The organism is Nonomuraea insulae (genome assembly GCF_042656245.1).
Genome location: NZ_JBHSPA010000112.1, coordinates 146,929 through 167,908 on the forward strand (window position 1 = coordinate 146,929; position 20,980 = coordinate 167,908).

Consider the following 20,980-nt stretch of genomic DNA (forward strand, 5'->3'; position numbering starts at 1 on the left):
AAACGTCATCGGGTCTAAACCTCCACAGGCAGGACAAGAAGGGGGCTTGAGCCATGACAACCGCGCAAACGCCGACTGCCCTGGACGAGGTGCACATTCTGTGGACCTCGGAAGGCATGAGCTGTGACGGCGACACCGTCTCCATCACCGCCGCCACGCAGCCCAGCATCGAAGACGTGCTGCTCGGGCTCGTCCCGGGCCTGCCCAAGGTCCACCTGCACAACAAGGTGCTGGCCACCGAGGTGGGAGACGCCTTCATGGCCGCCTTCCACCAGGCGCACCGCGACGAACTCGGGCCGTTCATCCTCGTGGTCGAAGGATCGATCCCGAACGAGAACATCAACGGCGACGGCTACTGGACGTCGATGGGCAACGACCCGGTGACGGGCGAGCCCATCACCGTCAACGAGTGGATCGACCGGCTGGCGCCCAAGGCGTGGGCCGTCGTGGCGATCGGCACCTGCGCGACCTACGGCGGCATCCACGCGATGGCGGGCAACCCGACCGGCTGCATGGGCCTGTCCGACTATCTGGGCCACGACTTCCGCTCGGCGGGCGGCCTGCCGATCGTGAACGTGCCCGGCTGCCCGGTGCAGCCCGACAACTTCATGGAGACGCTGACCTGGCTGCTGTACCAGGCCGCGGGCATCGCCCCGACGATCCCGCTGGATGAGATGCTCCGCCCCACCTGGCTGTTCGGCAAGACCGTGCACGAGGGCTGCGACCGGGCCGGCTACTACGAGCAGGGCGACTTCGCGCACGACTACAACTCGCCCAAATGCCTGGTGCGGGTCGGCTGCTGGGGGCCGGTGGTCAACTGCAACGTCACCAAGCGCGGCTGGATGGACGGCGTCGGCGGCTGCCCCAACGTGGGCGGCATCTGCATCGCCTGCACCATGCCGGGCTTCCCCGACAAGTTCATGCCGTTCATGGACGAGCCCCCGGGCGCATCGGTGTCGGTGGCGATGAGCGGCGCGTACGGCGCGCTGATCCGCAGGCTGCGCTCCATCACCAACCACACGGCGAACAAGGAACCGAAGTGGCGGCACAACGGCCGCAAACTGACCAGCGGGTACGACCCGCGCTGGGGCAACTAGGGGGAACGGCAAGGTGACTACCCGTACCGCGGGACAGGGCCAGGAGGCGGGCACCGCCCGCGAGCTGGTCGAGATGTCCTGGGACCCGATCACCCGGATCATCGGGAACCTGGGCATCTACACGAAGATTGATTTCGCCAACCGCGAGGTGGTCGAGTGCAAGAGCACCTCGTCGCTGTTCCGCGGCTACAGCGTGTTCATGAAGGGCAAGGACCCGCGCGACGCGCACTTCATCACCAGCCGGATCTGCGGCATCTGCGGTGACAACCACGCGACCTGCTCGGTCTACGCCCAGAACATGGCCTACGGGGTCAAGCCGCCGCCGCTGGCCGATTGGATCATCAACCTCGGCGAGGCCGCCGAGTACATGTTCGATCACACGCTCTTCCAGGACAACCTGGTCTTCGTCGACTACTGCGAGCAGATGGTCAAGGAGACCAATCCCAGCCTGCTGCGCCGTGCCGAGACCACCGAGGCGCCGAACGCCCGCATCCACGGCTACCGCACGATCGCCGACGTCATGCGCGCCTTCAACCCGTTCACCGGAGACGTCTACCGCGAGGCGCTGCAGGTGAGCCGGGTCACCAGGGAGATGGTCTGCCTGATGGAGGGCAGGCACGTGCACCCGTCCACGCTCTATCCCGGCGGCGTGGGCACCGTGGCCACACCCCAGGTGTTCACCGACTACCTGGCCAGGCTGCTGCGGGTGCTCGACTTCGTGAAGAAGGCCGTCCCGATGAACGACGACCTGTTCGACTTCTTCTACGAAGCCCTGCCCGGCTACGAGGAGGTGGGGCGGCGCAGGGTGATGCTCGGCTGCTGGGGCGCCTTCCAGGACCCGGACGCGGTCGACTACGACTACCGGAACATGGCCGAGTGGGGCCGCCGGATGTTCGTCACGCCCGGCATCGTGCTCGACGGCGAGCTGCTGACGACGAACCTGGTGGACATCAACCTCGGCATCCGCATCCTGCTGGGCAGCTCCTACTACGACGACTGGCACGGCGAGGAGACGTTCGTCAGCCACGACCCGCTCGGCAACCCGGTGGACCAGCGCCACCCATGGAACCAGACGACGCTCCCCAAACCGCAGAAGCGCGACCTGGAGCGCGGCAACTACAGCTGGGTGATGAGCCCCCGCTGGTACGACCAGCGCACCGGCGACCACCTGGCGCTCGACACCGGCGGCGGGCCGCTGGCCAGGCTCTGGGCGACCGCGCTGGCCGGCCTGGTCGACACCGGCACGGTTCGTGCCACGGGCGGCTCGGTGGAGATCAACCTGCCCAAGAGCATGGCCTTCCCGGAGATGAGCTTCGAGTGGAAGGTGCCGCGCTGGTCGAACACCATCGAACGCAACCGCGCCCGCGTCTACTTCGTCGCCTACGCGGCGGCCATGGCCGTCTACTTCGTCGAGCAGGCGATGGGGGAGATCAGGGCCGGGCGCACCCAGGTGTTCAACGACTTCGACGTGCCGGACGACGCGATCGGCTGCGGCTTCCACGAGGCCGTGCGCGGGGTGCTCTCGCACCACATGGTGATCCGCGACGGCAAGATCGCCAACTACCATCCGTACCCGCCGACCCCGTGGAACGCCAGCCCGCGCGACAGTTACGGCACACCGGGCCCGTACGAGGACGCGGTTCAGGGGTTGCCGATCTTCGAGGAGAACGGCCCCGACACCTTCAAGGGCATCGACATCATGCGCACGGTACGCAGCTTCGACCCCTGCCTGCCGTGCGGGGTCCACATGTACCTCGGTGGCGGCAAAGTCCTGCAACAGGTGCACTCGCCGACCTTCGGCGCGGGCGTCTCCGGCTAGGGGGAGCAGAGGTGAACGAGCGCATCACCGCCATCGAATCCATGCTCGAGGAGGCCGACCCGGCCGCGATCGAGCTCGTCCGGCACCTGCTCGGCCTCTACGGCGAGGGCCTCGCGCGTGTCATGGAGATCGCGGGGGAGCAGACGGCGGAACTGCTGGCCGCCGACGAACTCCTCTCGCCCCTGCTCGTGCTGCACGACCTGCACCCGCTCGATGCGCGGGCCAGGGTGACGGCGGCGCTGGAAGGCGGCGCCGACCTGCTCGCCATCGAGGACGGCCGGGCCCGGCTGCGCCTCCGGGCGGCGGGCTGCCGCTCGTCGCAGGCGGCGGCTCAGGAGGCCGTGCGGGCGGCGGTGCTGGCCGCGGCTCCGGAGATCGAGCACGTGGAGTTCGAACCGGAACAGAGCGCGCTGATCCCGGTGGAGAGCCTGAGCATGCGCCCCGCCTCACGGGCGGCGCCGGGCCAGGCCGAGAATCCGAGTGTGCGTCCCGCCTCGCGGGCGGCGCCGGGCCAGGCGGAGATTCCGAGCGCGTGTCCCACCTCGCGGGCGGCGCCGTGACCGGCGGGCTGCGCCGGCTCGCGTCCCGGCCCGCGGAGCCGCGGACGTCGCGCTGCGAGTTGTGCGGCGAGGTCCTGCCGGCCGCCCACCGCCACCTGCTGGAGCTGACGGCGGGCGAACTGCGCTGTGCGTGCCGCGCCTGTCAGATCCTGTTGGACCACGCCGCGGCGGGGGGCGGGCACTACCGCCTGGTGCCGGAGCGCCGCCGGCGGCTGAGCGGCGGTTTCCTGGACGGTCCCGGCTGGGCGAGGGTGGGGGCGCCCGTGCGGACGACGTTCCTCATCCGCGACTCGCGGGCCGGGCAGGTCGTGCGGTTCTACCCGAGCCCGGCGGGAGCGGTGCGGGAGCCCGCCGACCAGGCGGCCTGGGATCTGCTGCGGCGCGAGCAACCCGAGCTCTCGGAGATGCTGCCCGACGTCGAAGCCCTGCTGGCCGACCGGGAGCGTGGCGCCTGGATCGTCCCGGTGGACGACTGCTACCGGCTCGTCGGGACGATCCGTACCCACTGGAGGGGCCTGACGGGGGGCGCGGACGTGCGCGAGCACGTCACCCGGTTCTTCGACGATCTCAACGGCCGGTCCATCGCGCCGGCCGCCGACAGCGACAGGAGCCCATCGTGAGCAGGAAGCAGCCGATCCGGACGGGCAGGCGCGACGCCCGCCCCGACACACCGAGCCACGTGAAGGGCATCAAGGAGGGCAACTCCACCGGCAACTACGAAAAGCAGCAGGGCCACCTGCCCGACGGGCGCTCCACCGCACGCCGATCGACCGGCGTCAACCCCGGCGCGCACGACCCGATCGACCCCGACATGCCCAACCTCTCACCGGCATGAGCGTCGCGAACGCGTCGCCGTCCTTGCGCATCCAGGTCCGCGGCGTGGAGCCGGCCGAGCCTGCCGCCGCGCCCACGCTGCGTTTCCTGCTGCGCATCGACGCCTCCACGCGAGCGCCGATCCGCGCGCTCACGCTGGCCACGCAGATCCGCATCGACGCTCCCGCACGCGCCTACGACGAGAGCGACCGGCAGCGGCTCAAGGAGCTGTTCGGCGAGCCCGGGGATTGGGGGCGCACGCTGTCGAGCCTGCTGTGGACGCAGACGGTCACGCACGTGCCCCCCTTCACCGGCGGCACGAGCGCGCCGATCACCGTCGCGTGCACCTACGACTTCGACGTGGCCGCGACCAAGTACCTGCACGCTCTGCAGGGCGGTGAGGTGCCGCTGCGATTCCTGTTCACCGGCACCGTCTTCTACGACGACGGCGGCCTGTTGCGCGCCGGCCACCTCCCGTGGGACACCGAGGCGGGCTTCCTCATGCCGGTGGAGGTGTGGAAGGAGCTCATGGACCGGCACTTTCCGCGGACCGCCTGGATCCGGCTGGAGCGCGAGACATTCGACCGCCTGTACGCCCACCGGGTGCGCCACACCATGCTCGGCTGGGACGACACGGTGCGCTCACTCCTGGACACGAACGAAGGTTGACCCCACATGGACCATGTCAGGCAGATCGCGCGGGCGGTGCTGTACGAGGGCTACCTGCTCTGGCCCTACCGGGAGTCGTCGCTGAAGAACCGCCACCGCTGGACGATCGGCGGCGTGCACCCGGAGGCGTACGGCAGGGCCCACGAAGGCAACGCGTGGCGGATGCGTACCGAGTGCCTGCTCGAAGCCGAGCCCGGCGACAGCGTGGAGGTGTGCGCGCGCTTCCTGCACGTGCTCACCCGGGAGACGACGCTCGCCGCCGGCGCGCGCGACTGCGGCGAGGAGGCGCGCGAACGCGAGGTGAGCGTGACGGGGCTGGTCGTGGGCGACCTGCTGGAGGCCCCCGTCACCACGGACATCGCGCTGTCCGCGGGGTGCCGCTACGAGCCGCCGGACGAGCAGGACGCCACGGTCGTGCGCCGGTGGCACGGCCTGCGCGGGCGGGTCGAGACGAGCGCGCGAGCCCTGCGGCCCGGCCTGTTCATGATCACCGTCGAGGTGGTCAACACCACGCCCTGGCCGGGCGAGAGCCCCGGCACCCGCGCTGACGCGCTGCGGCGCACGCTCGTCTCCGCGCACGCCGTCCTGCACGCGCCCCGCGGCCGGTTCGTCTCACTGATGGACCCGCCTGAGGAGTTGCGGGCGCATGCGGCCGACTGCGTGAACGTCGGCACCTGGCCCGTGCTCGCCGGGCCGGAGGGCGACAGGCACACCGTCCTGTCCGCGCCCATCATCCTCTACGACCACCCGCGGATCGCGCCGGAAAGTCCCGGCGACCTGTTCGACGCGACCGAGATCGACCAGCTCCTCACCCTGAGCGTGCTCGCCCTCAGTGACCAGGAGCGGCAGGAGATCCGCGGCGGCGATCCGCGGGCCCGCGAGATCCTCGACCGCTGTACCGCCCTCACTCCTGAAGAGCTGATGCGCATGCACGGCATCATGCGCAAGACGGGACCGCGCGCGTGAACGGCTTCTGGACGCACATGGCCGGGCGCGGCCCCGCCGAGGTGACGGTGGCCGGAGTGCGGATCGGGCCGGGCAGCCGGGTCCGGTTGCGGCCCAGGAACCGTACCGACATCTTCGACCTCGTCCTCGACGGCCGCTGCGCGGTCGTGGAGAGCATCGAGCAGGACGACGAGGACGCCCTGCACGTCGCGGTCGTGCTCGAGGACGACCCCGGCCGCGACCTGGGTGAGGCCCGGATGCCCGGCCACCGGTTCTTCTACTCCGCAGAGGAGATCGAGCCGCTGGACGAGCGCGAGAGCCCTCCCGCCCACGCCCGCGTGCTGGTGGCCGGCATCGGCAACGTCTTCCTCGCCGACGACGGCTTCGGCGTCGAGGTGATCCGCCATCTGGGCACGCGGTCCGCCATCGCGGGCGCGGACGTCGTCGACTTCGGCATCCGTGGCATGGACCTGGCCTACGCCCTGCAGCGCGACTACACCGGAGTGATCTTCGTGGACGCCGCGCCGCGCGGCCAGGCGCCCGGCACGCTCACCGTGCTGGAACCCGACCTGCCGGACGACGACGGCACGCTCGTGGAGGCCCATGGCATGGATCCGGTGCGGGTCCTGCGGCTGGCCAGGCAGCTCGGCCCGATCCCCGGACGGGTACGGGTCGTCTGCTGCGAGCCGGTCACCGTGGAGGAGGCCCTGTTCGAGCTGAGCGAGCCCGTCCGCGCGATGGTCGCCGAGGCGGCCGGTCTTGTGAAGTCCCTGGTTATGGACATGATTGCGGAAAAGCCGGACGGGGCTCCCGCGATCGACGACCGAGATGAGGTGACGTGAGATGTGGAAGTCCCCACTGGTGAAACTGCTCGTGCTGTGCGGGCTGGCGGCGCTGCTCGTCCACCAATGGCCGGAGATCCGCCGATACCTGAAGATCAAGCGAATGTAGGACGGCATGCACGAGATCGGGATGTGCGAGGGCCTGGTCGAGCTGATCCAGCGACAGGCCGGCAGCCGACGGGTCGCCTCCGCGCGGATACGCGTCGGCGCCCGGCACGCGGTCGTGGGCGACGCCTTCGACCAGGCGTTCTCGCTGGCCGCGGCGGGAACCATCGTCCAGGACGCGGTCGTGGACCTGGTCATCACGCCGATGACTGTCGACTGCCGCACCTGCGGCGGGCAGGGCGAGTCCGCGGACCCGCTGACCGCCTGCCCGCACTGCGGCGACGACACCGTCGACCTCAGCGGCGGCGACGAGCTGATCCTGGAGTCGCTCACCTTCGACGAGGAGGCCGCCGGTGTGTCTCGGCATCCCCGGTGAGCTGATCGACTTCCTGCCCGAGCATGCCGATCTGGCCACGGTGGAGGTCAGCGGCGTCCGGCGCCGCATCAACGTCGGCCTGCTCGCCGACGAGGAGCTCCGGCCCGGTGACTGGGTGCTCGTCCACGTCGGGTTCGCCCTGTCGAAGATCTCGGAGCAGGAGGCGCAGGCCGTGGTCGACTACCTCGAAGGACTCGGCCAGCCGTACACCGACGAGCTCGACGCGCTGCGCGCCTCGGACATCGGATGAGCATGAGGAGGACCGATGCGGTTCGTCGATGAGTACCGCGACGCGGACCGGGCGCGTGCGCTCGCCGCGCGGATCGCCGCCCGCTGCGGGCCCGGGGACCGGTACACGTTCATGGAGGTGTGCGGCGGCCACACCCACACGATCTACAAGCACGGCCTGGAAGATCACCTGCCGCCCGAGGTGAATCTCGTTCACGGGCCGGGCTGCCCGGTCTGCGTGATCCCGATGGGACGCGTGGACGACGCCATTCACATCGCCGGTCAGCCGGACGTGATCATGACGTCGTTCGGCGACATGCTCCGCGTGCCCGGCGGGTCGGGCTCCTTCCTGGACGCCAAGGCCGCCGGGGCCGACATCCGCATGGTCTACTCGCCGCTGGACGCGCTCAAGATCGCGCGCGGGAATCCGGACAAACGAGTCGTGTTCATGGCGATCGGCTTCGAGACCACCGCGCCCTCCACCGCCATGACCGTGTTGCGGGCCGCGGCCGAGGGCCTGACGAACTTCTCCGTCTACTGCAACCACGTCATGATCATTCCGGCGATCAAGGCTATCCTGGACTCGCCGGACCTGCGGCTCGACGGCTTCATCGGCCCCGGCCACGTCTCGGCGGTGATCGGCTGCGAGCCGTACGAGTTCATCGCCCGCGACTACCGCAAGCCGCTCGTGGTGGCGGGGTTCGAGCCGCTGGACATCCTCGCTTCGGTGCACATGCTGCTCGGCCAGCTCGCCGAGGGCCGCTGCGAGGTGGAGAACCAGTACGCCCGTGTGGTGCCCTGGGAGGGCAACCGCGTCGCGCTTTCCGCCATCGGCCGGGTGATGCGGCTGCGGCCGCACTTCGAGTGGCGCGGCCTCGGCTTCATCGCCGGCTCCGCGCTCGCCATGGCCGAGGAGTACGCCGCCTTCGACGCCGAGCGCGTCTTCGACCTGCCCGGGGTACGCGTCGCCGACCCGCGCTCGTGTCAGTGCGGCGAGGTGCTCAAGGGCGTGCTCAAGCCGTGGGAGTGCAAGGTGTTCGGCACGGCCTGCACCCCGCAGACCCCGATCGGCACCTGCATGGTCTCCTCCGAGGGAGCCTGTGCCGCGTACTACAACTTCGGCCGTTTCAGCAGGGAGCGGATGCGTGCGGCGGCCCGCGAGCCGCTCGCCGGCGCGGGGGAGGCGAACCGGGCGTGAACCGCGAACAGCAGGTGCTCGACCGCATCGAACGGGTGCGGCGGCGCAAGGCCACCGTCAGGGAAGAGCGGATCACGCTCGCGCACGGCGCCGGGGGCCAGGCCACCCACACCCTGATCGAGGCCATCTTCCTGGAGGCGTTCCGCAACCCGATGCTCGCGCCCCTCGACGACGGCGCCCTCCTGACGCTGGAGGGCGAACGGGCCGCTTTCACCACCGACTGCTTCGTGGTCTCGCCCCTGTTCTTCCCCGGCGGCGACATCGGCGACCTGGCCGTCAACGGCACGGTGAACGACCTGGCCATGTGCGGCGCCGTACCCCGCCACCTGTCGGCGGGCTTCATCCTGGAGGAGGGCTTCCCCGTCGCCGACCTGCGGCGCATCACCGCCTCGATGGCCGCGGCCGCTTCCGCCGCGCAGGTGACGATCGTGACCGGCGACACCAAGGTCGTCCCGCGGGGCAAGGGCGACGGCTGCTACATCACCACGGCCGGGGTCGGGCTCGTCGAGCAGCCGTCGGCATTGTCGGCCTCGGCCGCCCGGGTCGGCGACGCGGTCCTCGTGTCCGGGCCGATCGGCGAACACGGCGCCGCCATCATGCTGGCCAGGGGAGACTTCGACATCGAGGCGCCGATCGCCTCGGACACCGCCCCGCTGCACGGCATCGTCGCCGAACTGCTGGACGCCCTGCCCGGCCAGGTCAGGACGCTGCGCGATGCCACCCGCGGAGGCGTGGCCACGGTGCTCAACGAGGTGGCGCGCGCCTCGGAGAAGGCCGTGATCCTGGAGGAGAGCGCGATCCCCGTACGGCCGGAGGTCACCGGCGTGTGCGAACTGCTCGGCCTCGACCCCCTCTACGTCGCCTGCGAGGGCCGTTTCGTCGCCGTCGTCGCCGCCGAGCACGCCGATCGTGCCCTTGACCTGCTGCGCCGCCATCCGCTGGGAGGCGACGCCGCGATCATCGCCACGGTCGCCGCGGACCCGGCCGGCCTGGTCCTGCTGCGTACGGCGTTCGGTGGCACGCGGGTGGTCGACGTTCTCGTGGGCGACCCGCTACCGCGTATCTGCTGACACCAGCTCGGCCAGTACGTGGTAGAGCGTCGCCTGCGCCTCCTGGATGCGGTGCACCGACGGCGACGGGACGACGAACAGGTGCTCGGCCAGCCCGTCCTCGGCCATGCGTCCGCCTCCTGAGCCGGCGAAGCCGACCGTCACCATCCCCTGCTCCCTGGCCTGCGCCAGCCCCCGCAGCACGTTGACCGAGCCGCCGCTGGTCGACAAGGCACAGGCGACGTCGCCCTCGTCACCCAGCGCGGCGAGCTGGCGGGCGAACACCACCTCGAACCCGACGTCGTTGCCGAGCGCCGTCACCAGCGCGGAGTCAGCGGCCAGCGACACCGCGGGCAGGCCACGACCGGTGAACAGCCCGGCCATCGACTGCGCGTCCGTGCTGCTGCCGCCGTTGCCGAAGGTGAACAACCTGCCGCCGCCGCGCAGGGCCGCGGCCATCGCCGCCGCGCACCCGGCCAGCGGGACCGCCAGGCCGTCGAGCACCCGCATCCGCAGCTCCAGGCTCTCGCGCGCCTTCTCCGCCGTGGACGCGGCCACGTCGAGCGGCTCGCGTCGCAGGAAGGGATACATCGTCTCCGTCACCGCTCGTCTCCTGCGATCACGGCGATGGCCTCGCCCGCGTGCACCAGCACGGTGTCGCCCACCTGAGCCTCCACCAGCGCCACGCTGATCTCCTCCGTCCTCTCACTGGTGCCGGCCCGCGCCAGCCCGCCGGGCAGCAGAGCGACGACGCGCACCTGTACGGCGATGTCACCGCACGTCACGCAGGAGTCGCAGACCTGCTCGTTCATGCCTCCGTCTCCCCCTCCAGGAACAGATGGACCAGCTCCCACAGCAGGTGGTACATCGTGACGTGGATCTCCCGCGCGATCAGGGGGTCCTCGCTCAGCGCCGGCAGCACGTGGTCCGCCTCCGGGCGCCGGCGGCCCATCGTCAGGGCGACGGTCAGCATGCCGTGCTCGCGGGCGACCGCGAGGTCGTCCGGGGCGGGCCGGATGCCGAGGACGATGTCCCGCGGGCGGCCCAGGATCGGCAGCGTGGAGGGGTCCTCGCCGAGGCTGAGGGCGGGCAGGGCGCGTTTGCCGACGATCACCGGGTGCGTGAACTCCACCGCGACGTGCGCCGCGTCGGCCGCGCCCCCGTTTCTGCCGAAGGCCAGCAGCCTGCCTCCCGACCGGAAGCGAGCGGACATGGCGCCCGCCGCGGCGACGACCGCGCGGGTCTCCGCCACCAGCGCCGTCCCGGCGGCGTCGCGGCCCGCGCGGGCCTGATCGAGTGCTTCCGCCATCCTGCGCTCCTCAGCTCGCCCATCCCGCCCATTCCACTGCGACGACGGTCAGGCGGGGGAGCGCCGCCCGTAAGAGGCCCGGCAAGGTTCCCTCAAGGTTCGTGTCAGGTTCCGAGCTGCCGCTCTCGGGTAAAGGCAGGCTTCACGAAGGGGGAGACGGTGTGAGTGGTGGCGGTTCTCAGGAAGCGACCCTGGCGGCGCTGGCGGCGAACGTGGGGGTCGCCGTGACGAAGTTCGTCGCGTTCTTCTTCACCGGCTCATCCTCCATGCTGGCCGAGGGCATCCATTCCGTCGCCGACTCGGGCAACCAGGGGCTGCTCCTGCTCGGACGCACGCGGGCGGCCCGCGGCCCCAGCCCTGCCCACCCTTTCGGCTACGGAGGCGAACGGTATTTCTATGCCTTCCTCGTCTCCGTGGTGCTGTTCTTCGGCGGGGGACTGTTCGCCTTGTACGAGGGGTACGAGAAGATCGCTCATCCCCATCCGCTGGAGAGCTGGCCCTGGGCGATAGGCGTCCTGGCCGGAGCCATCCTCATGGAGAGCCTGTCCCTGCGCACCGCCATTCGCAACGCCGATCGGGTGCGCAACGGCCGTTCGTGGCCGAGGTATGTGAGGGAGGCCAAGGCCCCCGAGCTTCCCGTCGTGCTGCTGGAAGACGCCGCCGCGCTGATCGGACTGGCATTCGCGCTCGCGGGCGTCACGCTGGCGCTGCTGACCGGGAACACCGTCTTCGACGGCATCGGCTCGCTGGCCATCGGCCTCCTCCTGATCGCGGTGGCGATCACGCTCGCCAGGGAGACCAAGAGCATGATCATCGGTGAGGCGGCCACTCCCGAGATCCAGCGGGCACTCGAGGACGTTCTCCATCGCGACCCGTCGATCCAGGACTTCACGCAACTGAGAACACTGCATCTCGGGCCGGAAGATCTGCTGGTGGCCGCCCGGGTCACGATGGCAGGCCTCCCGGAGGCGGAGGCGGTGGCCGAGGCGCTGAGGAGCACGGAAGAACGCATCCGGGAACGCGTCCCGATCAGCACCGCCGTCTACCTGCAGCCTGATTCACCTGGCCTCAGCAGTCACCCAGAGGGCCGCTGATGCGGTTGTAGTATCTCGTGCCCTTGTAGTAGATCTTCAGGCCGCAGACGTAGTGGTACTTGCCTCCGGTGAATTTGCGCGAGGACCCGCGCGAGACCGCCTTGTAGCCGGAGTCGGACATGCTCTGGTGAACATTGACTTTGACCGTGCCGCCGCACTTGTTACGGACGGTGAGGATCTTGTCATTGCCCTTGATCTTGACTGTGTGCGTGACACAGCTCAGGTGACCATCCGCGGCCGCGTTGGCGGCAGGTGCGCTGGCCAGTGCTGTTGCCAGCCCGGCGATGACAGTGGCGGTGACTAGCTTCGCTCGCATCGTTCTCCAAGTCTCTGTTATCGGGACAAATAACCCCATAAGACCGGCGAGATGAGCAGCGGCCCAGGTGATCGCGCAAAACCCACGGAACGCCTCAGAGGCCCGTCGTAACGCGGGGTACACACCGCCGACCGCTCGGGGCGACCGGGGACGCTCGCGCCGCGCCGGGTGGTCAGGACGCTTGCGTCGCGCGGGTCACTTCGGGCTGCGGATCCGCGCGTTCGGCCAGGTCGAGCAGGGCGCGCAGCGCCGGCTCGGCCGGCCCCAGCCGGGGCCGCCACTGGGAGACGATGCTGACCGGCCGGAGACGCTCCGTCAGCGGCAACTCCACCAACTCCCCGTCCCGCAACTCCCGGGCGACCGCCAGTTCCGGCAACAGCGACACCCCGCGCCCGTGTCCGGCCAGCCGCAGCAGGGCGGACATCGATCCCTGGATCATGGCCAGTTGGGCACCCTCCAGCAGATCCCGCCCGAAGCGGTCCACCAGCATCTCCGAGGTGCACCCCGGCTCGGCCACCAGAAAGTCGTAGGCCAGCATCTGCTCGGGCGTCACCAGCGCCTGCCGCGCCAGCGGATGGATCGGCGCCGTCACCAGGACCGTGCGGTCGTGCCCGACGACCGCGTGCGGGCCGAGCGCTCGGACGCCGTTGTCGTACTGGAAGACCACATCCAGCTCGCCTGTCCGGAACGACTGCTCCAAGCTGCTCCGGGTGGCGACCATGAGCTCGACGTCCGCGTGGGTGTCCGTGCCTGCCGCGCCGTACTCCAGCGCGGCCAGCACCTCCGGCATCCACACGTGCGCCAGTGACTCCTGCGACCCGATGCGCAGCCGGGGGCGTTCGCCGCGGGTTGCCCAGCGCATGCGCCTGTCCAGTTCCAGAGCCTCTCGCGCGTGCGGCAGCAGCCGTTCGCCGGCCTCCGTGAGCGTCGCGCCCGTGCCCGCGCGCAGGAGGACGGCCACTCCGAGATCCGCCTCCAGTCGTTTGAGCTGGGCGCTGAGGCTGGACTGCGCGTACCCGAGAGCCTGCGCGGCGGCGGAGATGCCGCCGTGCTCAGCGACGGCGACGAATGCTCGCAGGTAGCGGGAGTCCATCCGGCCAGCATAGCCACCCCATCGGACTTTCCGATGGGGCCATCGAAGGTACGGCGTCGCGAGACCGGTGGCCCCCAGGCGAACCTTCCCGCATGACCACTGCCGACCCACTTCCCCGCGCGACCGACTCCACTGCCGACCCACTTCCCCGCACCACCGCCGACCCGCTTCCCCGCACCGCCGGCACCACCGCCGAACCACTCTCCCGCGCCGCCGATAGCACTGCCGCGGGAGCGCCCCCGTCCACTGCCGCAGCCTCCGATCCTGCTCCCGCAGCCTCCGATGCCGCTCCCGCGGCCTCCGGGGGCCGCGCCAAGCTGATCTTCGCAGGGATCGCCGCCGGCAACCTGCTCGTCCTGCTCGACACCTCGATCCTCAACGTCGCGGTGCCGGACGTGCAGACGTCCCTCCATCCGGCGGCCGCCGCCCTGCCCTGGGTCGTGGACGCCTACACCGTCGTCTTCGCCGGCCTGCTGCTGGCGGGCGGCGTCATCGCCGACCGATGGGGCGCCCGGCGCGTCTACGCCTGCGCTCTCGCCGTCTTCGCCGTGCTGTCCGCGCTCTGCGCCGCCGCGCCTGACGCAGGCGCGCTGATCGCCGGGCGCGCACTGCTCGGGGCCGCGGGCGCCGGTCTCGTCCCGGCCTCGCTGGCGCTGCTCATTCATCTCAACCCCGACCCTGTCCGCCGCACCCGCGCCATCGGCGCGTGGAGCGCGCTGAGCGGCCTCGGCGCCGCGGCCGGACCCGTGCTCGGTGGCGCCCTGGTCGAGCTCGGCGGCTGGCGCCTGGTGTTCCTCGTCAACCCGCCCATCGCGCTCGCCGCGTTGCTCCTCGCCCGCCGGCTGCCGATGCCGCCCGCACGAGCCGCGCGCGCCCTGGACCGGCTCGGCCTGGCCCTGTCCACCGCCGGGCTGGGTCTGCTCACCTTCGGCCTGGTCGAGGCCGGCATTGAGGGCTGGGGCACGCCGCTCGCCGTGGCCCCGATCGCCGCGGCGCTGCTCTGTTTCGCCGCCCTGGCCGTCGTCGAGCGCCGGGTCGCCTCTCCCGTGCTGCCACCCGCCCTGCTCGCCCTGCCCAAGGTGCGGGCCGCCATGGTGGCCGCGGCCGTCTCCTGCTTCGCCTATTTCGGCGGGATGTACATGGTCGCCGTATCGCTGCAGCACGCCTACGCGCTGAGCCCGTTCGTGGCGGGCCTGGCCTCGCTGCCGATCGCGTTCCCTGTCTGCGTCATGCCGTTCTTCACCGGCGGCCTCGTGGCCCGCTTCGGCCCGCGTCCGATCCTGCTGGCCGGTATGTCGGCCTCCGTCGTGGCGGGTGTCCTGCTGGCCTTCGCCGTCGGCCACCACCCACCGCTGCCGCTGCTCGTCGCCGCCGAACTGGCGCTGGCGGCCACCGGCACGCTCTCCATCCCCGGCGCCGCCGCCGCGATGGCCGTCTCCGCCCCGCCGGAGTACGCCGCCACCAGCCAGGGAGCGCTCAACGGCATCCGGCAGGCGGGCTCCGCGCTCGGCGTCGCCGTGCTCGGCACCCTGGGCGCCATGACCACCTCGGGCTACGTCCTCATCGGCATGGGCCTGCTCGCGGTGCTGCTGGTGGCCCGATCGACCACGGCCCATCCGAGGCGCTAGGTGCCGTACAGGGCGGAGGTCCACGCGTTGGTGAGGACGTCCACCAGGATCTGCTCGTCGTCGAAGGGCGGCACGCCGGCCGCGGCCAGGTAGTAGAGCCGCTCCCCGAGCCACGACAGTGACGCGGCGACCGCCCGGCTGTCGAGGTCGCCGAGGCGCTGCCGGGCCTGCGGATCCGCCTCGATCCGGGCGGTGGCGGCCTCGGTGAACAGGTTCATCTGCGCCAGCCAGAGAGCACGCAGGTCGTCGTCGGAGCCCCAGCTCTCCACGATCGCCCGGAGCACGCCGGCGTTCTCTCGCCACAGCTTCGCCCCGTCGCTCACGCCCGCCCGCAGCGCGGCGATCGGGGACTGCTCCTCCCCGATCCACGGCTGGGCGGCCTGCTGCCCTCCCGCCACCGCCGCGCGCACCAGGTCGGCCAGCACGGCCTGCTTGTTGGGGAAATAGAAGTAGAAGCTCGCTCTCGACACTCCTGCGGCGGCCAGGATGTCGGCGACGTTGAGGGTGTCGAAGCGGCGTTCGTCCAGCAGTTCGCGGGTGGCGGTAAGGATGCGCTCCCGCGTCTCCGTGGCGGCGGGAGTGGGGCCGGATCGACGTGCGGGACGACCGTCAGAGGCTTCGCTGCTGCTCATGCCGCCAGTTTAGACAACATGTCCGGATGCTGTGTCTATACATAGTGTCCATACAAGGCGTATGGTCCTTTCATGACACGGTTCGCGACAGATCCATCCGGGATGCAAGCATGAGGTACAGGACGTTAGGCCCCAGCGGCCTGCGGGTCTCCGAGTTGATCTTGGGGGCCATGACCTTCGGCGAACAGGGCGGGGTGGGCGCGCCGGCGGAGGAGTGCCGGCGCATGCTCGACCTTTACAGCGAGGCGGGCGGCAACACGATCGACACGGCGGTCAACTACCGCGACGGGGGCAGCGAGGAGATCCTCGGCCAGTGGCTGCACGGGCGGCGGGACTCGTTCGTGGTGGGCACGAAGTACACCGTCTCCCGGGACCGCGGCGACCCCAACGCCGCCGGAAACCACCGCAAGAACCTCCGGGCGTCCCTGGACACCAGTCTGCGGCGGCTGGGCACGGACTATGTGGATCTGTACTGGGTGCACATGTGGGACCGGCGCACGCCCCTGGAGGAGACCATGCGCGCCCTGGACGACGCGGTCCGGGCGGGCAAGGTGCTCCATGTCGGGATCTCCGACAGCCCCGCCTGGGTGGTGTCGCGGGCCAACACCCTGGCCGAGTGGCGGGGCTGGAGCCCCTTCATCGGTCTGCAGGTCCCCTACAGCCTGCTCCAGCGCGACATCGAGCGCGAGCTGCTGCCGATGGCCGAGTCGCTCGGGCTGGGGGTCGCCGCGTGGAGCCCGCTGGGCGGTGGCGTGTTGTCGGGCAAGTACACGCGACCGGACGGGCTCGACGGCCCCGCCCGGCTGTCGCAGGACTCGATCTCGGAGCGGGACCACGCCGTCGCCCGGGCGGTGCAGGAGGTCGCCGACGAGATGGGCGCCACGCCTTCCCAGGTCGCGATCGCGTGGACGATGAGTCGTTCGCCTGCCGTGCTGCCCATTGTGGGCGCCCGGAGCACCGGGCAACTGCGGGACAACCTCGCGGCGGCGGAGCTGGAGCTCGGCTCGGAGGCGCTGGCCCGGCTGGAGGAGACAGCCCCCGTCGAGCTCGGGTTCCCGCACGACTTCATCGCGCAGACCTCCCCCTGGGTCTTCGCCGCGGCGAACGTCTGACTCAGGCGCCGGGGCGTCCGCCGGCCGGAAACGCTGAGGAAACACGCCTCCGCGTTGGCTGGCCCCACGTCCGTCGTGATCATCTCGGCGGTGGGACATCTCGACCTGAGGACTGGCATGACCCTCCAAGCCGACCCCCATGCTCCCAGCCGGCGCGCCTTCCTGCGGCGGACAGGCCTGACCCTGTCCGCCGGCGCCGTCCTCTCCGTGCTGGACGCCGGCCCGCACGCGGCCGCCGCCGCGGCCGACCCTGACGAGCTGTTCAAGGCGGGCAGGCTCACCGCTGCCGAACGCGGATATCGGCGCCTTCTGCGCGCAGATCCGAGCAACACGCACGCCCTGGCTCAGGTCGGCTACCTCGCCCTGCTCTCCAACCGCTTCGGCGAGGCGGAGCAGCACCTGTCAAAGGCCCTCGACCTTCAGCCCGGCGACGTCGCCTCGGCACAGCGGCTGGCCGAGTGCTTCGTACGGCAGGATCGGCTCACCCGCGCGTTGCCACTGCTGAAGGGCATCGACCGCCCCCGTGAGCAGGCCTTCGCCGAGCTCTACCCCCACATCGGCGGCACGCCATGGCAGATCCGCGGCCCGCGGAGCACGCACGTGCCCTTCGTCACCCTGGATCCCGTGCCCGCCGTCGAAGCCAGCCTGAACGGCGGGGAACCGCAGAGGTTCTGGCTCGACACCTACGCCACGCTCGACCTGTCGAAGGAGGTGGCGGAGCAGGCGGGCCTGCGCGCGGTGACCACCATGTCGGGAGGGGTGGCCAACAATCAGCCGATCACCATCTGGCTGGGCGTCCTGGACTCCTTCAAGATCGGCAACATCGAGATCCGCAACCTTCCGGTGCAATGGAGCGACGCGCGGCGGCCCTCCATGCCCGACGGGACGCCGGCGGCGGGCGCGTTCGGAACGACGATCTTCTACCACTTCCTGACCACCATGGACTACGCCGGACGGGCCCTCATCCTGCGGCGCAAGACCAAGGCCGGGCAGCGGCAGAACGCCGCGGGCCGGTTGCCGCTGTGGCTGGCCGGCGATCACTACCCCTGTACGGTGGGCAGCCTCGGCGACCACGGCCCGCGGATGGTCACCCTCGACACCGGCGGCATCGCCAGCGGCCTCGACACCACGGTGGAGATCGCCGAGAAGGCGGGCGGCATCCAGGTGGACTACGACCACCCGATCGAGCAGCCCGGCGGAAACAAGCTCTATCCGATCACCGCCGAACGGATCAGCCTGGGCCGGGCGGGCGGACGTGACGTGCGCGGCCACGCGGCCGAGCAGGTCTTCCCCGGGTTCCCAGGCCCGGGACAATCCGCACAGTTCGGCTTCGATCTGATCGCCAACTTCACCCACTAGTTCTTCAAGCCCTACGCCATCACCTTCGACTACACCGCCATGCACCTCACCATCACGCCCGGGTGAGCCGGTCGGCCCCCGCGCCCCGGCCCGGCAGGGCCGGTGATCTCAGAAGGGCCAGTCCGCGGTACGTGCCATCTCGACGTGCGGGATGGCGGTGAACCAGCCGCTGGTGACGTCGGTGACCACATGCTCCTGGCCAGGGCTCGTGACCGCCTCGGCGGCCTCGGCTGCCTGGCCGGGGTGGGTGAGGACGACGACCCTGTCATGTCCTGCCCCGTGCTCCCGGATGGCCTGGGCGGGGCTGGTCGAGCCGCCGAGGGCTCCCAGGCGGTCCAGCACGTACAGGGGCGATTGTCCCGGCAGGACGGGCACGATGGCACAGGCCGCGCCGAGAACGGCGATCTGCGCGTGCTCGGCGCGGCAGGCGAGCGCCGCGCCGAGCATCGCGGCCGTATCCGCCCTGGTCAGGCCGCCGTACGCCGGACCCGCCATCAGGTCGCCGCGATCGATCAGCACGAGCGTGCGGCCGGGCAGCGCGGGGACGTTGGCCATCGACAACTCCATGGCCAGGGTGAGCGCGCGGGTCCAGCGGCTGCCGGGCACCGATCGCATCGCCGCGAAGACCTCCAGCGGCGTCACCCCGGAGCGCAGCACCGCCGCGGGCTCGGCGACCTCCTCGGCCACCTGGTGGGCGATCTCGTCCGGCATCCCGTCGTGGTCGAAGTCGGCCAGATGAGCGAGCCGGTCCTGGTAGGACATGGACGGCACCACCGCGGCCCAGGCCGGGCCGGTCATCGTGCCGAGCAGCCACCGCTGCACGGTGGGCCAGGTCATGGCGGCCTCGGCCAGCATCCGGCCGGCCTCCGGGCGCTGGAACAGGGCGGGACGCCGGCTCGCCGGTATCCAGTAGAGCGCGCGGCGGGCGCGGAGCAGCGGCAACGCCGCCGGGATCTCGTTGAGGTCGCCACGCCTGCGCGCGATCGCGTGGTGGAAGACCGCCGTCTGTGTCGTTCCCTGGGGGACGGGGTGGGTCAGCGCCAGTACGTCGGCGAAGCGCAGCGGGGCGCCCGGCCTGTCATACGTGGCCAGGGCGAGTTCGTCGTAGAGGCGGACGGCGGCGTCCGCGACGCCGCGCTTGACCGGTTGAGGCACGGCCCTGCCGTACCACTGGAGCCAGTAGGCGAGCAGTTCGCCAGGCTCGTCGGCGCGGTGCAGGCACTGATCGAGCAGGCACCGGGTCCCCGTGGCACCGGTCTCGACGCGGGCCTGCGTCAGTTCGGCGAGTGTGGCCAGCCGCAGGCTGCGGAGCTCGGCATGGCGGCCCATCCAGCCGATCATCCGGGTCAGCCAGGCCTCGTCGGACCTGGCCAGCCGGGTCACGAGAGCCACGTAGCGCCCGGTGGGAGTGCGGGCTTGCGCGTCCCCGAGTGCCCGGGCGACCAGCAGGTAGATCTCCTTCCTGGTCGTTTCCACACTCGTCGAGACGCGGGTGGTCATGGATGGCTCAACTCCGTCAGCGAGAAGGAATGGATGGGCCTCCCGAGAAAAGGAGCCGACCGTGACACAGCATGCCCTGCCGTGCCGGGTGGTGGGCCGCAGGCGCACCGGGAGGCCTCGTGCCGTTTCATCGGGCGATGAAACGGCACGCCGCGGGCCGCCGCGTCCGGCCCGCACACTGTCACGTGTCCTGGGAAGGAACAGGGTGTGTGTCAGTTGCCTCCACTATGCGATGCGCGAATTGCCGCTGCAAGCGACATATACGGCTCTATGACGGGTTTTGTGTAGAGAGAAAGTAAATGTGCGTAGGCCGGCGCTCATTTCCCGGAGCGGCTTTCGCGCCCCAGACCTCCCGCCCTCGCTGTCAGGAGCAGCCGGGGGCTGCCGAGCCGGAACGGCGTGCCGTCGGTGTCGCCGTACAGTCCGACCTCGGCGAAGCCGGCCGCGGTGACCAGGCGGGCGACTTCGGCCGCGGTGTAGACGTGCTGCACCGAGGTTCCCCGGTGCTCCTGCCCGCCGCGGCGGAAGGTGAAGGAGGTCAGCCATCGGCTGTTGACGGCGTCGTATTCGTTGACCGAGACGGCCTCGACCCCGCCGAACGTCATCGGCTCCTCCTCCAGAGTCACCTGCGGCAGCATCGACTCCGCGACGAAGCCGTAGTCCAGGACCAGCATGCCGCCCGGCACCACGAGCCCGGCCAGGTCGGCCAGGAACTTCTGGGTGCCGCCGTGCTCCAGATAGCCGAAGGCGTTGCCCATGCAGATCGCCGCGTCGGCCCGGACGCCGGCGGGCAACTCCCGCATGTCGCCCACGCGTACGTCGACGTGCAGCCGCTGGTGCGCGGCGGCGTCGCGGGCGTGCTGAACGGCCTCGGCCGACACGTCCAGACCGGTGACCGCGAAGCCGCGCCCGGCCAGTTCGAGGGTGTGCCGACCGCTGCCGCAGGGCACATCCAGCACCCGCGAGCCCGGCCGTAGCCCGCTCATCCGCAGGATGAAGTCGATCTCGTCCGCGGCCGACTGGGCCGGCACGGCCGCCCGCCAGAAGGCGTTCGGCAACTCGGTGAAGAAGTCCGCGTACCACGCGGACATGGAATCGTGTGTCATTGATGTGTGCTCCGGAATCGGTTGCGCGGCGACCCGCGCCGCGCGGGCGAAAAGGTTTGCCTGCGTAACCGGGGCACGACAATCAGGCGCTGCCTGCGCAGCAGGTCGGCCGCTGACCAGCGGCCGGATC

Annotated in this window: 25 protein-coding genes; 17 read left to right on the forward strand and 8 right to left on the reverse strand. The window is 70.9% G+C overall.

The features are described from left to right. Positions 1-53 precede the first annotated feature (53 nt). Genes ACFPZ3_RS62665 through hypE form a run of 13 tightly spaced genes read left to right on the forward strand, consistent with a single transcriptional unit; the run spans position 54 to position 9,722 of the window. Entirely contained in the window at positions 54-1,097 is a 1,044-nt protein-coding gene (locus ACFPZ3_RS62665; protein WP_379523930.1) for an NADH-quinone oxidoreductase subunit B family protein, read from the forward strand. 13 nt (positions 1,098-1,110) lie between these two features. After that, on the forward strand, positions 1,111-2,916 hold the full coding sequence (locus ACFPZ3_RS62670) for a nickel-dependent hydrogenase large subunit (RefSeq protein WP_379523931.1): 1,806 nt from the start codon (positions 1,111-1,113) through the stop codon (positions 2,914-2,916). An 11-nt stretch (positions 2,917-2,927) separates the two neighbouring features. Then, positions 2,928-3,476: a hypothetical protein gene (locus ACFPZ3_RS62675; protein ID WP_379523932.1), complete on the forward strand. Its 549-nt coding sequence runs from the start codon at positions 2,928-2,930 to the stop codon at positions 3,474-3,476. Next, the gene (locus ACFPZ3_RS62680) at positions 3,449-4,096 is read left to right on the forward strand and encodes a DUF5947 family protein (protein WP_379523933.1); all 648 of its coding nucleotides are present in this window, start codon (positions 3,449-3,451) and stop codon (positions 4,094-4,096) included. Before ACFPZ3_RS62675 ends, ACFPZ3_RS62680 begins: the two co-directional genes overlap by 28 nt. Further along, positions 4,093-4,311 carry a hypothetical protein gene (locus ACFPZ3_RS62685; protein WP_379523934.1) on the forward strand — a complete coding sequence of 73 codons (219 nt, stop codon included), beginning with the start codon at positions 4,093-4,095 and terminating at the stop codon, positions 4,309-4,311. Before ACFPZ3_RS62680 ends, ACFPZ3_RS62685 begins: the two co-directional genes overlap by 4 nt. Further along, the gene (locus ACFPZ3_RS62690; RefSeq protein ID WP_379523935.1) at positions 4,308-4,958 is read left to right on the forward strand and encodes a DUF6084 family protein; all 651 of its coding nucleotides are present in this window, start codon (positions 4,308-4,310) and stop codon (positions 4,956-4,958) included. The genes ACFPZ3_RS62685 and ACFPZ3_RS62690 overlap by 4 nt, the downstream gene beginning before the upstream one ends. Positions 4,959-4,964: 6 nt before the next feature. Further along, the gene (locus ACFPZ3_RS62695; RefSeq protein ID WP_379523936.1) at positions 4,965-5,924 is read left to right on the forward strand and encodes a hypothetical protein; all 960 of its coding nucleotides are present in this window, start codon (positions 4,965-4,967) and stop codon (positions 5,922-5,924) included. Further along, the gene (locus ACFPZ3_RS62700; RefSeq protein WP_379523937.1) at positions 5,921-6,745 is read left to right on the forward strand and encodes a hydrogenase maturation protease; all 825 of its coding nucleotides are present in this window, start codon (positions 5,921-5,923) and stop codon (positions 6,743-6,745) included. Before ACFPZ3_RS62695 ends, ACFPZ3_RS62700 begins: the two co-directional genes overlap by 4 nt. A 1-nt stretch (position 6,746) precedes the next feature. Then, entirely contained in the window at positions 6,747-6,854 is a 108-nt protein-coding gene (locus ACFPZ3_RS62705; RefSeq protein ID WP_379523938.1) for a DUF6893 family small protein, read from the forward strand. A gap of 6 nt (positions 6,855-6,860) precedes the next feature. Further along, positions 6,861-7,226, forward strand: coding sequence for a hydrogenase maturation nickel metallochaperone HypA/HybF (locus ACFPZ3_RS62710; protein WP_379523939.1), 366 nt, complete (start codon positions 6,861-6,863; stop codon positions 7,224-7,226). Continuing rightward, positions 7,204-7,476, forward strand: coding sequence for a HypC/HybG/HupF family hydrogenase formation chaperone (locus ACFPZ3_RS62715; protein ID WP_379523940.1), 273 nt, complete (start codon positions 7,204-7,206; stop codon positions 7,474-7,476). The genes ACFPZ3_RS62710 and ACFPZ3_RS62715 overlap by 23 nt, the downstream gene beginning before the upstream one ends. A 15-nt stretch (positions 7,477-7,491) precedes the next feature. Beyond that, positions 7,492-8,652: a hydrogenase formation protein HypD gene (gene hypD / locus ACFPZ3_RS62720; protein ID WP_379523941.1), complete on the forward strand. Its 1,161-nt coding sequence runs from the start codon at positions 7,492-7,494 to the stop codon at positions 8,650-8,652. After that, entirely contained in the window at positions 8,649-9,722 is a 1,074-nt protein-coding gene (gene hypE, locus ACFPZ3_RS62725; protein ID WP_379523942.1) for a hydrogenase expression/formation protein HypE, read from the forward strand. The genes hypD and hypE overlap by 4 nt, the downstream gene beginning before the upstream one ends. On the opposite strand, the gene ACFPZ3_RS62730 is transcribed toward hypE, so the two are convergent. From ACFPZ3_RS62730 to ACFPZ3_RS62740, 3 genes are read right to left on the reverse strand one after another with little or no spacing between them, the layout of a single operon-like run. Continuing rightward, complete coding sequence (locus ACFPZ3_RS62730; RefSeq protein ID WP_379523943.1) at positions 9,705-10,304, reverse strand: D-sedoheptulose-7-phosphate isomerase; 600 nt, start codon at positions 10,302-10,304, stop codon at positions 9,705-9,707. The two genes, hypE and ACFPZ3_RS62730, sit on opposite strands and share 18 nt — an antisense overlap. Continuing rightward, positions 10,301-10,513, reverse strand: coding sequence for a HypC/HybG/HupF family hydrogenase formation chaperone (locus ACFPZ3_RS62735; protein ID WP_379523944.1), 213 nt, complete (start codon positions 10,511-10,513; stop codon positions 10,301-10,303). The genes ACFPZ3_RS62730 and ACFPZ3_RS62735 overlap by 4 nt, the downstream gene beginning before the upstream one ends. Next, positions 10,510-11,010, reverse strand: coding sequence for a phosphoheptose isomerase (locus tag ACFPZ3_RS62740; RefSeq protein WP_379523945.1), 501 nt, complete (start codon positions 11,008-11,010; stop codon positions 10,510-10,512). Before ACFPZ3_RS62740 ends, ACFPZ3_RS62735 begins: the two co-directional genes overlap by 4 nt. A gap of 161 nt (positions 11,011-11,171) precedes the next feature. Here ACFPZ3_RS62740 and ACFPZ3_RS62745 point away from each other — a divergent pair, with 161 nt between their 5' ends. After that, positions 11,172-12,104 carry a cation diffusion facilitator family transporter gene (locus tag ACFPZ3_RS62745; RefSeq protein ID WP_379523946.1) on the forward strand — a complete coding sequence of 311 codons (933 nt, stop codon included), beginning with the start codon at positions 11,172-11,174 and terminating at the stop codon, positions 12,102-12,104. Here ACFPZ3_RS62745 and ACFPZ3_RS62750 read toward each other — a convergent pair. Both ACFPZ3_RS62750 and ACFPZ3_RS62755 read right to left on the reverse strand, forming a co-directional pair. Further along, the gene (locus tag ACFPZ3_RS62750; protein ID WP_379523947.1) at positions 12,079-12,420 is read right to left on the reverse strand and encodes a hypothetical protein; all 342 of its coding nucleotides are present in this window, start codon (positions 12,418-12,420) and stop codon (positions 12,079-12,081) included. The genes ACFPZ3_RS62745 and ACFPZ3_RS62750 overlap by 26 nt on opposite strands. Positions 12,421-12,592: 172 nt before the next feature. Continuing rightward, positions 12,593-13,513, reverse strand: coding sequence for a LysR family transcriptional regulator (locus ACFPZ3_RS62755; RefSeq protein WP_379523948.1), 921 nt, complete (start codon positions 13,511-13,513; stop codon positions 12,593-12,595). 92 nt (positions 13,514-13,605) lie between these two features. Between ACFPZ3_RS62755 and ACFPZ3_RS62760 the strand changes: the two genes are divergently transcribed. Continuing rightward, positions 13,606-15,141 (forward strand): MFS transporter, encoded by a 1,536-nt coding sequence (locus tag ACFPZ3_RS62760; RefSeq protein ID WP_379523949.1) that lies wholly within the window; start codon positions 13,606-13,608, stop codon positions 15,139-15,141. Here the strand turns inward: ACFPZ3_RS62760 and ACFPZ3_RS62765 are convergent. Beyond that, positions 15,138-15,773, reverse strand: coding sequence for a TetR/AcrR family transcriptional regulator (locus ACFPZ3_RS62765; RefSeq protein WP_379523950.1), 636 nt, complete (start codon positions 15,771-15,773; stop codon positions 15,138-15,140). The genes ACFPZ3_RS62760 and ACFPZ3_RS62765 overlap by 4 nt on opposite strands. A 110-nt stretch (positions 15,774-15,883) precedes the next feature. Here ACFPZ3_RS62765 and ACFPZ3_RS62770 point away from each other — a divergent pair, with 110 nt between their 5' ends. Both ACFPZ3_RS62770 and ACFPZ3_RS62775 read left to right on the forward strand, forming a co-directional pair. Then, positions 15,884-16,885 (forward strand): aldo/keto reductase, encoded by a 1,002-nt coding sequence (locus ACFPZ3_RS62770; protein ID WP_379523951.1) that lies wholly within the window; start codon positions 15,884-15,886, stop codon positions 16,883-16,885. Between the two features lie 117 nt (positions 16,886-17,002). Continuing rightward, positions 17,003-18,244 (forward strand): tetratricopeptide repeat protein, encoded by a 1,242-nt coding sequence (locus ACFPZ3_RS62775; protein ID WP_379523952.1) that lies wholly within the window; start codon positions 17,003-17,005, stop codon positions 18,242-18,244. Between the two features lie 108 nt (positions 18,245-18,352). On the opposite strand, the gene ACFPZ3_RS62780 is transcribed toward ACFPZ3_RS62775, so the two are convergent. Both ACFPZ3_RS62780 and ACFPZ3_RS62785 read right to left on the reverse strand, forming a co-directional pair. Beyond that, positions 18,353-19,744 (reverse strand): TROVE domain-containing protein, encoded by a 1,392-nt coding sequence (locus tag ACFPZ3_RS62780; RefSeq protein ID WP_379523953.1) that lies wholly within the window; start codon positions 19,742-19,744, stop codon positions 18,353-18,355. 317 nt (positions 19,745-20,061) lie between these two features. After that, positions 20,062-20,835 carry an SAM-dependent methyltransferase gene (locus ACFPZ3_RS62785; RefSeq protein ID WP_379523954.1) on the reverse strand — a complete coding sequence of 258 codons (774 nt, stop codon included), beginning with the start codon at positions 20,833-20,835 and terminating at the stop codon, positions 20,062-20,064. Positions 20,836-20,980 lie beyond the last annotated feature (145 nt).

What these genes read in the sequence shown, in the direction of transcription:
- ACFPZ3_RS62665 (WP_379523930.1), top strand. Translation starts at nt 54, where the DNA reads ATGACAACCGCGCAAACGCCGACTGCCCTGGACGAGGTGCACATTCTG.
- ACFPZ3_RS62690 (WP_379523935.1), top strand. Translation starts at nt 4,308, where the DNA reads ATGAGCGTCGCGAACGCGTCGCCGTCCTTGCGCATCCAGGTCCGCGGC.
- ACFPZ3_RS62695 (WP_379523936.1), top strand. Translation starts at nt 4,965, where the DNA reads ATGGACCATGTCAGGCAGATCGCGCGGGCGGTGCTGTACGAGGGCTAC.
- ACFPZ3_RS62705 (WP_379523938.1), top strand. Translation starts at nt 6,747, where the DNA reads ATGTGGAAGTCCCCACTGGTGAAACTGCTCGTGCTGTGCGGGCTGGCG.
- ACFPZ3_RS62710 (WP_379523939.1), top strand. Translation starts at nt 6,861, where the DNA reads ATGCACGAGATCGGGATGTGCGAGGGCCTGGTCGAGCTGATCCAGCGA.
- hypD (WP_379523941.1), top strand. Translation starts at nt 7,492, where the DNA reads ATGCGGTTCGTCGATGAGTACCGCGACGCGGACCGGGCGCGTGCGCTC.
- ACFPZ3_RS62735 (WP_379523944.1), bottom strand. Translation starts at nt 10,513, where the DNA reads ATGAACGAGCAGGTCTGCGACTCCTGCGTGACGTGCGGTGACATCGCC.
- ACFPZ3_RS62740 (WP_379523945.1), bottom strand. Translation starts at nt 11,010, where the DNA reads ATGGCGGAAGCACTCGATCAGGCCCGCGCGGGCCGCGACGCCGCCGGG.
- ACFPZ3_RS62750 (WP_379523947.1), bottom strand. Translation starts at nt 12,420, where the DNA reads ATGCGAGCGAAGCTAGTCACCGCCACTGTCATCGCCGGGCTGGCAACA.
- ACFPZ3_RS62755 (WP_379523948.1), bottom strand. Translation starts at nt 13,513, where the DNA reads ATGGACTCCCGCTACCTGCGAGCATTCGTCGCCGTCGCTGAGCACGGC.
- ACFPZ3_RS62760 (WP_379523949.1), top strand. Translation starts at nt 13,606, where the DNA reads ATGACCACTGCCGACCCACTTCCCCGCGCGACCGACTCCACTGCCGAC.
- ACFPZ3_RS62765 (WP_379523950.1), bottom strand. Translation starts at nt 15,773, where the DNA reads ATGAGCAGCAGCGAAGCCTCTGACGGTCGTCCCGCACGTCGATCCGGC.
- ACFPZ3_RS62770 (WP_379523951.1), top strand. Translation starts at nt 15,884, where the DNA reads ATGAGGTACAGGACGTTAGGCCCCAGCGGCCTGCGGGTCTCCGAGTTG.
- ACFPZ3_RS62775 (WP_379523952.1), top strand. Translation starts at nt 17,003, where the DNA reads ATGACCCTCCAAGCCGACCCCCATGCTCCCAGCCGGCGCGCCTTCCTG.
- ACFPZ3_RS62780 (WP_379523953.1), bottom strand. Translation starts at nt 19,744, where the DNA reads ATGACCACCCGCGTCTCGACGAGTGTGGAAACGACCAGGAAGGAGATC.
- ACFPZ3_RS62785 (WP_379523954.1), bottom strand. Translation starts at nt 20,835, where the DNA reads ATGTCCGCGTGGTACGCGGACTTCTTCACCGAGTTGCCGAACGCCTTC.